The following is a 13,540-nucleotide window of genomic DNA, read 5'->3' as shown; positions in this document are numbered from 1 at the left end:
AATGACAGAGGTGTAATACATAATGCAATTTCTAGGCGGTATATGTTTTATAGTATTTTTTATATTTTTAATTCGTCTAATTTATTTAGCAATTAAAGGAAAACCGAAAAAATCTGCGGCGATTACTTTAGTTGCGAGCCTTTTTCTAGGCATTCTCCTAACTGGTTTGGGCGGTGAAGATGATGAATCTTCAAAGCATGAACAAAAAACAGCACACCAAACTAAAGAGAAGGCAAAGAAAGCACCTGAAAAAGATTCAGATGCTGAGAATAATAAAGAAAAAGAATTTAAAGCTGCTCCAACAAAAAAATCTGAAACTGAAGATACATCGAATAAGAAAGACAAGGAAAAACCAGAAACTAAATCAGAAACTGAAAAAGAAGCTAATGGTTTAGTGAAAGAAGAAGCAACATACGCGAGAGCAGTTGATGGAGATACAGTACGGTTAATGTATGATGGAAAAGAAGCTGTTTTCCGTTTATTGCTAATTGATACACCTGAAACAAAACACCCTACAAAAGGTGTTCAACCATATGGTAAAGAAGCTTCAGCTTATACGAAAAACATGTTGGAAAATGCTTCGAAAATCGAAGTTGAATTTGATAAGGGTGGAAAGACTGATAAATATGGACGTTATTTAGCGTATGTTTATGCAGATGGCAAGATGGTTAATGATGCACTTGTTCGTCAAGGATTGGCTAAAGTAGCATATATTTATCCACCAAACATTACGTATTTGGATCAGTTAAAAGAAAGTCAGCGTTTAGCTCAAGAAGAACACTTGAATATTTGGAGTGGTGAAGTACCTGCTGATACGGAAACTCAATCAAGTACCCCTAAAGAAACACAAACACCGCAACAAACGCAAGGTCAGTCTGAGGGGAGTGTTCCTTCTTCAGGAGGAACAAGCCAAAGCACGAGCGGTACGGCAAGTGAAAGTTATCCGAATTGTACTGCTTTAAGACAAGTGCACCCGGGAGGAGTTCCGCAAGGGCATCCAGCTTACCAAGCAAAAATGGATCGAGATAAAGATGGTTATGCTTGTGAAATCAACTAATAAAATGAAAAGTGTTATGAAAATGATTGTAAAAAGTAATTGCGTGTGCTATAATTCTTGACTGTGAGTAATGAAAATTATTCCTTGCTTGCTACATCTGATAGTAAGCCGCATAGACCACAAGGAGGTGCAAATATAAAATGAGAACATATGAAATTATGTACGTTGTTCGTCCGAACATTGAAGACGAAGCGAGAAAAGCATTAGTTGAACGTTTCAACGGTATTTTAACAAACGACGGTGCTGAAATCATCGAAGAGAAAGATTGGGGCAAACGTCGCCTTGCTTACGAAATTGAAGATTTCAAAGAAGGTTACTACTACATTGTACGTATCAACACTGAAAACAGTGAAGCTACAGACGAATTCCAACGTTTAGCTAAAATCAATGACGATATCATTCGTTACATTGTAATCCGCGAAGATGAAGACAAGTAAAAACAGAATGGGGGCGTTTAAATGCTTAACAGAGTTGTATTGGTAGGACGTTTAACTCGAGATCCTGAATACAGAACGACACCCTCAGGCGTAAGTGTAGCGACTTTTACCCTAGCGGTTAATCGTACGTTTACGAATGCGCAAGGGGAACGTGAAGCAGACTTCATTAACTGTGTTGTTTTTAGAAAACAAGCAGAGAATGTAAACAATTATTTGTTTAAAGGTAGTCTTGCTGGCGTTGACGGTCGCTTGCAATCACGCAGTTACGAAAACCAAGAAGGACGTCGTATTTTTGTGACAGAAGTTGTGTGTGACAGTGTCCAATTCCTTGAACCTAAATCACAAAACCAACGTCATGGCGGCCAACAATCTGGAGGAGGCAATCAATTCCAAGATTACGGTCAAAGTTACGGTGGACAACAACAAGGTCAAAATACGTCATCTTATCAAAACCAAAATTCATCAAAATCTGGACAATCTGATAATCCATTTGCAAATGCAAACGGACCGATTGATATCAGTGATGATGATTTACCATTCTAATAAACGTGTAATGAACGTAGAAATTTGAAAAACTCAATTAAAGGAGGCAGTTAACCATGGCAGGTGGACCAAGAAGAGGCGGACGTCGTCGTAAAAAAGTTTGCTATTTCACAGCAAACGGTATTACACACATCGACTATAAAGATACAGACTTATTAAAACGTTTTATCTCAGAACGCGGTAAAATTTTACCACGTCGTGTAACTGGCACTTCAGCTAAATATCAGCGTATGTTGACTACAGCTATCAAACGTGCTCGTCATATGGCTTTATTACCATATGTTAAAGAAGAAAACTAAGATAGAACTTATAGATAATCCCCGTAGGCATAGGCTCTACGGGGTTTCTTTATGTCTAAAATATTTAAAAAGCTAGAAAAATGATAACTTAAAATGTCTGTGCTTTTCTATATGAAAATATGAACTTCTTAATTGCTTTATATTGCAAATTAAAAATATACAGACCCTTTCATGTTTGACCAACTTTACATAATGGTAAATCTACTATTAATAGGATAACTGACTCTCAACTATCTTAGTATTGGATCGATTAAAATGTAACTTTAGATATCATTTATCGAGGAGATGAAGAAGAATGAATGATGAAAGAAGATATGAGTTGTTGAAAATGTTTTTACGACCTACGGAAGATGACGGTGAAACAACATCACAGAAACAACTTGAAGAATTGAAAGATGACATCATTACATTAAGTCATGAAGGATATGTTGATATTGATTATATAGACGGAGAAATAGATTCTTGGAAAGTTACTGATGAAGGTAAGAAGTTCGTTAATGAACACGGGAAGTAATTGGAAGCACTCACTTTGTAAGTGGGTGTTTTTATTTTGCCTAAAAATTAAAGTATAGAAGTATCTTCTAGACAAGTATTCTCAAAACTTGAAATTTATATTCAAATGTAATTCTTAAAAATAGTTAATAATTAAAAATACAATTGAGAATAATTATCATTAGTGGTAATTTATTATCAAAGTCTTAAGCTGCATATTTGATAAATATCTTTTTAGTTAGAGGAGATGTAGTAATGCAGCAAGAATAAGTTGGAAATCAAAGAAAGGTAAAGGAGAATCAGTTATCATGTTCATGGCAGAAAATAAATTGAAATTAGATAAAGGTACAGCAGAAGGAATTGTGGAACGTTTCTATAAACGCCAAGGTATTGAAACGATTGATGGATTTAAAGAAATGTTCGTCACTAAAACAAATGACGTAGATGATTATGATGAGGTTAAAATTTTAACTATTTGGGATGCGGAATCTTGCTTTAAAAATTGGTTGAAGTCAGATGTATTTAAGAATGCACATAAAAACGTCCGTCATCAATCACAAGATGAAAAGAGTCCGATTCAAAATAATGAAGTGTTTACATATTCGATTGGATATCACTATGTAAATCAGTAGAACGATGAAGCGGTTGTGCATAACAGCTGCTTTTAATTTTCAAGTCAAAAAAATATGCTCTATAGCGAGAGCGTATTTACAATCATATTTAAGTATTTATTAGTTTTTAGGTTTGAAAGTGTCTACTAAGCTCACGATTAACTTGATAATACCGCCGATAATATCTGCTACCATCATGATAAGTAACCTCCTTCGTTTTAACTTACTTCTATCGTAAAGGAATAATAGGAATATTTGGTTAGAATTCCTTAACTTATTGTTTAATGTTCCAAAGTGTTGATAAAAACAGCTATAAAAACAGTTTGGGAACTTAAGTGTTGAGCAGTCTAATTTAGATGATGGTTATCAATTATATTGCAGTCCGCGTTTATAGCGTTTTTCTAAGGGTATACATTTTCTGAGATGTATCCATATACATTGGACAACTGAATAAACTCGATATATAAAGGAGTTTCAAATTATGAGCAAAGAAGATATTAAAAAAAATGACCAAAATTATTACGACCATTTAGATCAAAGTGAACATGACGAAAGTCATTTCGATTTACACAAAGCTAAAGATTTACTTCAAGAATATAAAGACAATCGTGATAAATGGAATAAAGAAGAGCGTGCCAAGGAATTGGAACTCATTGAAGAAGAAATTAAAAAACAAAAAGAACTCGTAAAAGATAGAGTGAAACCTGATAATATTCCTGAAAAAGAAAGATTGTCTAATATCTCTGAAAAAGTAACGGATCAGGTATTCGGTATTTTCGAACATACTGATAGCTTTGATGAAGCTAAAAAATTCTTGGAATCTTATTATCAACGCGGCAAAGTAGATATGACATATGGGCGTGCATTTATTTTAGTTTGTGAAGATTCATTGTTGTCAAAAGCAAAAGATGAATATGGCAATAACGAAGAAAACGAAAAATTAATCGACTTTATTTCTGAGAAAAATATTGAATTGAGTAAAGAGGTTATGTCGGACGACTATGTACATCTACTTGAAGTAGAACGTGAATTTTTACTTATCTTGATGAAAAATAATAAGTTGGATTTATTATAATTTGTTTTATAAGGCTGAGCGCAATGACGCTCGGCTTTTTAATTTTTTCTATAAAATTAACGAATATTAAAATTACATAACAAAAGGACAAAAAGATAAATATATTGATTAAAACCGTGTTATCATACTGTTGAATAAAATATTTAGTGGTGTCTATAACTTTATTATCTTTAAAAAGATATCAGTAAAGTAACTGGCCATGAAAGTAAGTAATAATTGGAGTGAGACAACTTGGAGATTTATTTAATTCGACACGGAGAATCGACAGCAAATTATGATAATAAACACGGGCAAGATTACTTTTGCGGTCAACTAAATGTTGCTTTGACTGAAACAGGTATCAAGTCAGCAAAAAAATTGAAAGAATACTTTTCAGATATTCCTATTGACCATATTTATGTTTCAGATTTAAAGAGGACTGTACAGACCTATGAAAATGGTTTTGATAACACTATTCCTGTTACTATTACAGCATTGTTAAGAGAACGTTCACTAGGAAAATTTGAGGGACATTCACAAAAAGAGTTAATACAAAACCCTGAGTATCGACCTTATTTTGAGAATCCGCTCATGTCTGATTTTCGGCATAGCTTTACACAACGTGCGCCTGGAGGCGACAATTATAATGATGTGTTAGCTAGGGTAGATCAATTTTTTAAAGAAATATTTGATAAAAAAGACAGTGTAGTTGTTATTGTTGCACATATCATTTGGATTCGTTGTTGCTTATATTATTCAGGTGTCATAACAGAAGAAGAACTGTTCAATAAAAAAATTGCAAATACTACACCAATATTAGTGAATACAGAACATGACATCTATTAAAGGAAAGGCAGGTTTACCAGCTAAAGGTAAGCCTGCCTTTTGTAATGTTATTCATTTTCATCTAGGTATTCTACTAATAAGTCTTCAAATAAATCTATAAAGTTTAAATAATCTTTTTTATCTACATATTCATCAATGACATGTGCTTGGCTTGTTTCGCCAGGTCCGAACATGATGAACGGGAAATCTTCTCCTTTATCTACTACTAAGTCAGAAGCATCGGTTACTCCAGGTGAAGCTTTTTTCGGAACTTCTTTGCCTAAGTATTTTTTACTTAATGATTGGGCAATATCAACTAAGCGGTTATCACCTTTAGTGAAGACAGGAGGGCGAGACATATAAGTGTCGATATTTAAATAGCTGTCTGGTGCATCCACTTTTACATTTTTAGCAATTTGTTCAAAAAGTTTTTGATAACTATCGTTGTCTGCTTCAGGAATCGTTCTCACATTGAATTCAGCTTCTGCATAATCCGGAATTGAATTGACTTGAGAACCGCCATTGATGATTGTTGCGCTGACAACTGAATCTCCTAATAAATCGTTGCTTTCTGTGATTGAATTATAAGCTTGATTAATACGATTAACAAAATCAACGAGAGGATTAATTGCATTATAGCCTAGACTCGGCATAGAGCTATGAACAGATTTACCATTTGAAGTGACACGAATATCCATGGAACCTTTGTGTGCATATATAATTTTATCTTTAGAAGGTTCTGCGATAACAAGCGCATCTACATCATTCATATAGCCGTCTTTATAAAAAGCTTTTGCGCCGTGTCCTTCAATTTCTTCACCAGCTGTTGCTAATAAACGAACTGTACCGTGTTTAGGCAATCCTTGTTCATGGAGTTCGATCATACTGATTACAAACGCAGCAAGACCTGATTTCATATCTGAAGCACCGCGCCCATGTAAATGCCCTTCGCTATCTTCAGTTAATTTGAAAGGCGGAGTCTGCCATTTTGAAGAATCTCCAGGAGATACAACGTCCATATGCCCTGAAACGGCTAGAACTGGACTGCCACTTCCTATTTCAGCTACCAAATTAGCGCGTGTATCAGTAAGTTTTATGATTTTAGAATCTATATGATGTTTTTGGAATAAGTCATGTAAGTAGTTTGCTACATCCAATTCGTTATCATTTACAGATTCAATACCTACTAAGTCTGCTAATATTTCAACTTTTTCTTCAGAACTTAATTTTCCCATTATCAACAACCCCTTATACTTTTTTTACTTATCTATAATAGTATTAGTCAGAATTTAATAATTCAAACAAATCACTTTTTCGATATGCAAAGTATTTAATGTTTAAATTTTTAGATGACATAATAATATAAATTACGAACTTTAAAAGTGGATAAAACCCCTCTTTTAAAACACGAACTTTAGTGGATGCGAGAAGTTTTAAAGTTTGTTTTGTATTTAAAGTAAATACAGCGGGTAAATAATAACTGGAAAACATAAATTGGAGGTATTCTGAATGGATAACCGTATTGCTTATAATGAGGTAGCACCTGAAGAAATTGAATTAATGTATCAAATGGAAAAACAATTGAAGAAAGCAAATGTAGATAGACGTTTACGTGAATTAATCAAAATTCGTGCTTCACAAATTAATGGTTGTGCTTATTGTCTCGCGATGCACACAAGTGATGCGAGAAAACTGGGTGTTAGTGAAGAAGAAATTTTCCTTTTAAACGCATGGGAAGATACAAATATCTATTCGAAAAAAGATAAGCTTGCTTTAGAACTGACAGAGGCCATTACATTAATTGCTTCTGCTGGTGTGCCAGATGCATTATATGAAAGTGTAAGAGAAGAATTTTCTGAAGAAGAATATACAGGTTTAGTTTTAACTATCAATCAAATTAATATGTGGAATCGCCTTTCTATTTCAATGGGCAATCAACATAATGTATAAATAACGAAAGACCCACTTCACTGAATTTTGGTGTGAAGCGGGTCTTATTTTATTATTTATCAATTGGTTTAGTATCTAAGTGATGTGTTTTTAAGAAAGCTTTAATTTTCTTTTGTTGTTTGTGATTAACGTCACCGGCATAGTTAGTTGGAACATCTACAACATTCACTGTATTGTTAGGACTGTAACTTAAAGCTTCGAGTTGTTGATCTGCTTGTGCTGCTTTGTGGTTAACGGCTTTAAAATATTTGCTGATACGTGTGATATCTTCTTTTTCTTTTGCAGGTACTTCGTTATCTTTGATAAAGCTGTCGAAATTCATTTGATTCTTTGTTGCAATATTTGCGAGATCTCGCAAATCAGAATCTAGTTTTTTAGAAACTTTTTGATTGCCGTCATATTGATCATCTAAACGATGTTGTAATACGTATTTATTATCAATAATATCATTGTTGGCTTTCAAATATGCTTTTAAATGCGCATCCATTTCTTTTTCAGTGAGTTTTTTATTTTTCTCATCTGATTTAAAAATTTGTATTTTTGAAAGGGGTGTGGCATTTTTAGGTGCATATTTTCCATTGTGACTTTGTTGCTCGTCTTGATTTTGTCCGCAAGCGCTTAGTACTACAGTTAGGACTAAAACCAAGGCAACACTGATAAACTGCTTTAATTTCATGAGACTGAAACTCCTTTAAATATCTACTCTCTCTAATCTACCATTATATTATAGCTTATATTTTAATAAGGTGTTAAATATCCAGTCGCTTCTGCCGTGGATGGCTTAAGTAAGTTGTGAATGGTATATCTAATTGATATTTCGCTAAATAATGGTGTGCTACTTGTAAACAAAGTACTTCAAATACAATACTGGCGATAGTATCTGAAAAATAATGTGCATGTAAATAGATGCGTGAAATCATCATGATGAAAACCATTAAATAAACAAGAATATGCCAATAAAATCGTCGGAACAGCATTAAAAAGACAACGCCGGCTACAGCTATTGTCAATGTATGCAAGCTAGGGAAACTATAACCTGAAATATAATCTACTGGTCTTGGACGGTGGATAAAATATTTCAGACCAATGCCGAGCAATAATGTGGAAGTTGCCCAAATAGATGTAATATAAGCGAGACGACGATTTTTGAATAAGAGAATCGTTAAAATAACAACCATTACACCAACCATATGCCAAGGTGAAAAAATATCTGAGTAATAGGACAAGAAGGTATTGGCAAATGGGATATTGCGAAGCAATCTCACTAAGCGATATACCGGCTCATCTATGAAAAGAATCAGGTTCGATTTCACGAGCACCATTAAAGCTATTAAGATAATTAAAGTAGAGGCAATATATTTTCTGTGGATTGCTGACATATTAAAAACCTGACTTTCTAATTTAATAACTTAAATTATAGCGGATTAAATACCTGCTGCCATCCTACTTTGGAACGAACTCTCCCTCTTTCGATAGGATTACAACTACTTTCCTTTTTGTGCGATATAATGTTCTACTTTTTTGGATAACAAAATAAGTGTAATGAAGTAAATACATAATTCTGCAAGGATTAACCAAGCAGTATGGTACTTCAGCAACGTAATGATGTCTATCAATGCGAACAAAATGCTGATATATAAAAGACGCTTGAAGTATTTTAATTCAAGTGATTGGTAGTAGTGTTGAATGTCATTCCAGCTGATATTTTGATAGGTGCGATGGCTGCGAAATCCAATAAAAAGATTACGCGTATTTGCAGAGGATTTGGAAACTTGAGTGATATGAACAATGGAAACAAGTAGTAAAAGCATGACAAAGTTTCAAGCTCCTTTTGCTATAAGATAATATAATATAACTATTTTAACACATTTAAAATGCAAAAAAAGAACGGAATCCTAATTGTTTAGGATCCCGTTTCATCTTTTCCGTAGTAATCAAAATGATAGGGAGAGATTAGTTACGGATAATATAATCGAATGCATTCAATGCAGCATCTGCACCTGAACCCATTGCAATAATAATTTGTTTGAAGCGATCGTCTGTAACATCGCCTGCAGCGAATACACCTGGCATACTTGTTGATTGTTTGCGGTCTACAATAATCTCGCCGCCGTCATTCGTATCAATGGCACCTTCTAACCATTCTGTATTCGGTAATAAACCGATTTGTACGAATACACCTTCTACATCGATTTGATGTTTTTCGCCAGTTTTATTATCTGTGTATTTAAGGCCGGTTACGTGATCATCGCCAACAATTTCTGAAGACTGTGCATTTTTCAAGATTGTTACGTTTGGTAATTCTTGCAAACGTTCTTGTAAAATTTCATCAGCGCGTAAAAAGTCTTTATATTCTACAAGTGTCACGTGTTTTACAATACCTGCTAAGTCGATTGCTGCTTCAGCACCAGAGTTGCCGCCTCCGACTACTGCAACATCTTTACCTTCAAATAAAGGTCCGTCACAGTGAGGACAATATGCGACACCTTTGTTTCGCAGTTCATCTTCCCCAGGAATATCAAGGTTTTTAAAACGTGCACCAGTTGAAATAATCACTGTTTTACTTTTCAGTTTTGCATCGTTATCTAATGTAACAACGATGCCGTCTTCTGTTTTTTCGATGTTAGTCGCACGCATTCCATCCATCACATCAATATCATATTCATTAATGTGTTGTTCTAAAGCAGATGAGAATTCCGGTCCTGTTGTTTCTTTAACAGTAATAAAGTTTTCGATATCTGCAGTTTCGTTCACTTGACCGCCGATACGATCTGCAACAATACCTGTACGTAAACCTTTACGTGCAGTGTAAATTGCTGCTGTACCACTAGCAGGGCCGCCTCCGATGACTAATACATCAAAAGGTTCTTTATTATCATATTCAGCTGGATCAGCTTTGCTTCCTAACATATTAAGGATGTCAGAAATGCTCATGCGTCCATTGCCGAATTCTTCACCATTTAAGAAAACAGCCGGTACTGCCATGATATCTTTAGATTCTTCTTTGAATACTGCGCCATCAATCATTGTGTGTGAAATATTCGGGTTCAGTACACTCATTAAATTTAAAGCTTGAACCACATCAGGACATTTATGACAGCTTAAGCTGATAAATGTTTCGAAATGAAGTGGTTTATCTAAAGCTTTGATTTGATCGATAACACTTTGCTCTTCTTTAGGAGGGCGTCCGCTAACTTGTAATAAAGCTAGAACAAGTGAGTTGAATTCATGACCTAACGGCACACCGGCAAAAACTACACCAGTGCGCTCATCAGGGCGGTCTACACTAAAACTTGGAGTACGTTCAAGTGTATCCTCTTTAACAGTGATATGAGATGACATATCAGCAATTTCATCTAACAGGTCTTTCAACTCTTTAGATTTTTCGCTGTCATCATAGCTCGCTGTTAAAACCACGTCGCCTTCCATTAATTTAAGAAGTTGGGATAATTGTGATTTTAACTCTTTTTTCAGCATTTAAATGAATGCCTCCTTAAATTTTACCTACTAAGTCAAGACCTGGTTCTAAAGTTTCTCCGCCTTCTTCCCATTTAGCAGGGCAAACTTCGCCTGGGTGTTGACGTACATATTGTGCAGCTTTGATTTTGTGCACTAATGTGCTTGCGTCACGGCCGATTCCGTCAGCGTTGATTTCAGCAGCTTGTACTACGCCGTCTGGGTCAACGATGAAAGTACCACGTTGAGCTAAGCCTTTTTCTTCATCTAATACGTCAAAGTTACGAGTGATTGTTTGAGAAGGATCACCAATCATTGTATATTGCAATTTGCTGATTGCATCTGAATGGTCATGCCAAGCTTTGTGTACGAAATGAGTATCAGTAGATACTGAGTAAACATTCACGCCTAATTTTTGTAATTCATCATATTGGTTTTGAACGTCTTCTAATTCAGTTGGACAAACGAATGAGAAGTCAGCTGGATAGAATACGATTACGTTCCAAGCACCACGTAATGTTTCGTCTGAAACTTCGATAAATTCATCTTCTTTAGGGTTATATGCGTCTGCTGTGAATGGTAAAATTTCTTTGTTAATCAATGACATAAAATACATCCTCCTAGAATATAAGTAGTTATTTTAGATTAGAAATTAATTAGAACATCTACATTATCCTAATTATTTAATTATAATAATTCTAATCTCTTCGAAACCTATTATCACATTTACGTTATAAATAGTCAATATAAGAAACTCAATTTAGCTGAACCTTGTTTTTCAGGTCAAATCTCTTGATTTTCAAAGGTTTTAGGACTGCTCACGTATAATTGACAGAAATAGATTCGAATGCGTTTTACAAATTTCACGTAATATCAATTAGCTTTTGATTTTCTCAATAAAGAATAGTGATTATTAATCGCAATCCTATTCCATTATCATTATACCCATTACACATATAGGTATGTGCAAATAGGCATGCTTTAGTATATCGATTTTATCTATCTGATTGTTTTAAGGTTTAAATGTGACTTGGATAGCACCTGGATAGCTATACTCTGCTTTGTAAGTACCTTCTTTTGCTGGAACAGGGGGTACGAATGTTCCAGATGATACAATTTCTCCTTTGTGAAGTTGTTTACCTTGTGTATCTAGTTTACGGATTAACCATTTTAAAGATTCGATAGGGTTATCTAAGACATCTGAAGAAACACCTGTCGCAATCTCTTCGTCATTATGAGAAAGCTTCAAAGTAATTTTTTCAAAGTCCTTGTAAGATACAGGATCCGCTGCTTCACCAACTGCTACTAATCCAGAAGCAGTGTTATCTGAAATTAAGTCACCTAAAGTAAAGTTAGGGAACCAGTCGATATAACGTGCATCTGGTATTTCGATACCTGGTGCGACTTTTATACTTTTCAAGATTTCTTCATCTGAAGCATCTACTGTTAAATCTTCTGTCAAAATGAAAACCAATTCTGGTTCGATTAATGGAGCGAAGAGTTGAGAGAATGAAACAGTATCACCTGATTCCACAACTTTATCAGATAAAATAGTGCCGTATGCTGGTTCATCTGTATCTGCATAGGCTTGAGTTTCGTCACTCGTCATGCTTACTTTATAACCAGCTACTTCACTATTGTTTGCTTTTTTTAATTCTGAAATGAGTTCGTCTTGGATATGGTAGGCGACAGGTTCTTCAACTTCATAAGTTTTGGAAATAAATTCTACGGGTTCATGGTTTTGTTGTGCTTTAAACAATGTATTGATAATTTCTTTTTTGTATTGCGTCATAAAAACACTCCTTTTTCCGAATATTTATATTATTAGGATAACTTTAATTGGACAAACTTTCAAAGCGTTTATTTTCATATTTGATTAAAGAGGTTGTAGAATAGGAAACAGTATTATAACTTTACTTATTTAAAGCTAATAATTGGAGGGAACAGGATTATGTCAGATGTAGTAGAACAATTAATGAATCGACATCATTCAGTAAGAAAATTTAAACAAGAACCTTTAAGTAAAGAAACGGTAAAACAACTTGTGCAAGCAGGACAAAGTGCTTCAACTTCAAGTTATTTACAAACATATTCAGTTATCGGTATTACAGATCCTGAAATTAAAAAAGCACTGCGTGAAGTTTCTGGCCAAGCTTATGTAGAAGAAAATGGTTACTTATTTATATTTGTAATGGATTATCATCGCCATGAACTAATTAATGAACAAATTGATGGTGATATGGAAAAATCATTCCAATCTGCTGAAGGATTGCTAGTTGGTACAATCGATGTAGCTTTACTTGCACAAAATGTCGCAGTAGCTGCTGAAAGCTTAGGTTTAGGTATTGTTTATTTAGGTTCAATGAGAAACGATGTAGCACGTGTGAAAGAACTCTTGAAATTACCTGAATATACTTTCCCATTATTCGGTATGGCAGTGGGTGTGCCAGCGGATGATGAAAACGGTGCGCCAAAACCACGTTTACCATTTGAAAGTGTCTTCCATGAAAATGAATACAATCAAGATAAAGCTGAAGAGTTAGCATACTTGAAAGAATTTGATGATGAAGTCAGTGAATATTACAAAAAACGTACTGGCGGAAAACGCAGTGAAACTTGGTCTCAACAAATTGCTGGTTTCTTAAGTTCAAAACAACGTGCAGATATGTTGGATGAATTGCATAAATCAGGCTTTATTGAAAGATAAGCCGTATTAAATGGGCAGGGATTCTCTTTATGAGAACCTTGCTCTTTTTTTATTAAAAAAGCACTGACAATGAGATAGAAACTCATGTCAGTGCTTTAGGTTATCGATA

17 protein-coding genes are annotated in these 13,540 nt (G+C 34.5%); 10 read left to right on the top strand and 7 right to left on the bottom strand.

The window, feature by feature from the left end:
- Positions 1–22: 22 nt before the first annotated feature.
- The 8 genes from DYE31_RS12455 (at position 23) to DYE31_RS12420 (ending at position 5,339) form a co-directional block, all read left to right on the top strand.
- Positions 23–1,057, top strand: a complete 1,035-nt coding sequence (locus DYE31_RS12455) for a thermonuclease family protein (protein WP_012664055.1) — start codon at positions 23–25, stop codon at positions 1,055–1,057.
- Positions 1,058–1,197: 140 nt separating this feature from the next.
- Positions 1,198–1,494, top strand: a complete 297-nt coding sequence (gene rpsF / locus DYE31_RS12450) for a 30S ribosomal protein S6 (RefSeq protein WP_012664056.1) — start codon at positions 1,198–1,200, stop codon at positions 1,492–1,494.
- A 21-nt stretch (positions 1,495–1,515) separates the two neighbouring features.
- A complete protein-coding gene (gene ssb, locus DYE31_RS12445; protein WP_012664057.1) occupies positions 1,516–2,037 on the top strand; it encodes a single-stranded DNA-binding protein in 522 nt (173 codons plus the stop codon).
- A gap of 56 nt (positions 2,038–2,093) precedes the next feature.
- Entirely contained in the window at positions 2,094–2,336 is a 243-nt protein-coding gene (gene rpsR / locus DYE31_RS12440; protein ID WP_012664058.1) for a 30S ribosomal protein S18, read from the top strand.
- A 295-nt stretch (positions 2,337–2,631) separates the two neighbouring features.
- A complete protein-coding gene (locus DYE31_RS12435) occupies positions 2,632–2,850 on the top strand; it encodes a hypothetical protein (protein WP_012664059.1) in 219 nt (72 codons plus the stop codon).
- Positions 2,851–3,136: 286 nt separating this feature from the next.
- Positions 3,137–3,460 (top strand): antibiotic biosynthesis monooxygenase, encoded by a 324-nt coding sequence (locus DYE31_RS12430; RefSeq protein ID WP_012664060.1) that lies wholly within the window; start codon positions 3,137–3,139, stop codon positions 3,458–3,460.
- 460 nt (positions 3,461–3,920) lie between these two features.
- On the top strand, positions 3,921–4,514 hold the full coding sequence (locus tag DYE31_RS12425) for a hypothetical protein (protein WP_012664061.1): 594 nt from the start codon (positions 3,921–3,923) through the stop codon (positions 4,512–4,514).
- Between the two features lie 231 nt (positions 4,515–4,745).
- The gene (locus tag DYE31_RS12420; protein ID WP_012664062.1) at positions 4,746–5,339 is read left to right on the top strand and encodes a histidine phosphatase family protein; all 594 of its coding nucleotides are present in this window, start codon (positions 4,746–4,748) and stop codon (positions 5,337–5,339) included.
- Positions 5,340–5,386: 47 nt separating this feature from the next.
- Here the strand turns inward: DYE31_RS12420 and DYE31_RS12415 are convergent, their stop codons facing one another.
- Complete coding sequence (locus DYE31_RS12415; RefSeq protein WP_012664063.1) at positions 5,387–6,553, bottom strand: ArgE/DapE family deacylase; 1,167 nt, start codon at positions 6,551–6,553, stop codon at positions 5,387–5,389.
- Between the two features lie 274 nt (positions 6,554–6,827).
- Here DYE31_RS12415 and DYE31_RS12410 point away from each other — a divergent pair, with 274 nt between their 5' ends.
- Positions 6,828–7,268, top strand: a complete 441-nt coding sequence (locus DYE31_RS12410) for a carboxymuconolactone decarboxylase family protein (RefSeq protein ID WP_012664064.1) — start codon at positions 6,828–6,830, stop codon at positions 7,266–7,268.
- 52 nt (positions 7,269–7,320) lie between these two features.
- Here the strand turns inward: DYE31_RS12410 and DYE31_RS12405 are convergent, their stop codons facing one another.
- The 6 genes from DYE31_RS12405 to DYE31_RS12380 form a co-directional block, all read right to left on the bottom strand.
- On the bottom strand, positions 7,321–7,944 hold the full coding sequence (locus DYE31_RS12405; protein ID WP_012664065.1) for an NDxxF motif lipoprotein: 624 nt from the start codon (positions 7,942–7,944) through the stop codon (positions 7,321–7,323).
- A gap of 73 nt (positions 7,945–8,017) precedes the next feature.
- On the bottom strand, positions 8,018–8,647 hold the full coding sequence (locus DYE31_RS12400; protein ID WP_012664066.1) for a phosphatase PAP2 family protein: 630 nt from the start codon (positions 8,645–8,647) through the stop codon (positions 8,018–8,020).
- A gap of 105 nt (positions 8,648–8,752) precedes the next feature.
- Entirely contained in the window at positions 8,753–9,079 is a 327-nt protein-coding gene (locus DYE31_RS12395; RefSeq protein WP_041612926.1) for a hypothetical protein, read from the bottom strand.
- Between the two features lie 142 nt (positions 9,080–9,221).
- Positions 9,222–10,745: an alkyl hydroperoxide reductase subunit F gene (ahpF, locus tag DYE31_RS12390; protein WP_012664068.1), complete on the bottom strand. Its 1,524-nt coding sequence runs from the start codon at positions 10,743–10,745 to the stop codon at positions 9,222–9,224.
- A gap of 16 nt (positions 10,746–10,761) precedes the next feature.
- Entirely contained in the window at positions 10,762–11,331 is a 570-nt protein-coding gene (ahpC, locus tag DYE31_RS12385; protein WP_012664069.1) for an alkyl hydroperoxide reductase subunit C, read from the bottom strand.
- A gap of 405 nt (positions 11,332–11,736) precedes the next feature.
- Complete coding sequence (locus DYE31_RS12380; RefSeq protein WP_012664070.1) at positions 11,737–12,516, bottom strand: 2-keto-4-pentenoate hydratase; 780 nt, start codon at positions 12,514–12,516, stop codon at positions 11,737–11,739.
- Between the two features lie 159 nt (positions 12,517–12,675).
- On the opposite strand from DYE31_RS12380, the gene nfsA reads away from it, so the two are divergent.
- Positions 12,676–13,431: an oxygen-insensitive NADPH nitroreductase gene (gene nfsA / locus DYE31_RS12375; RefSeq protein WP_012664071.1), complete on the top strand. Its 756-nt coding sequence runs from the start codon at positions 12,676–12,678 to the stop codon at positions 13,429–13,431.
- Positions 13,432–13,540: the final 109 nt, after the last annotated feature.

The organism is Staphylococcus carnosus (assembly GCF_900458435.1).
Lineage (GTDB): Bacteria > Bacillota > Bacilli > Staphylococcales > Staphylococcaceae > Staphylococcus > Staphylococcus carnosus.
The sequence above is the reverse complement of the archived record's forward strand: the minus strand, read 5'-3'. Positions and strand labels throughout refer to the sequence as shown.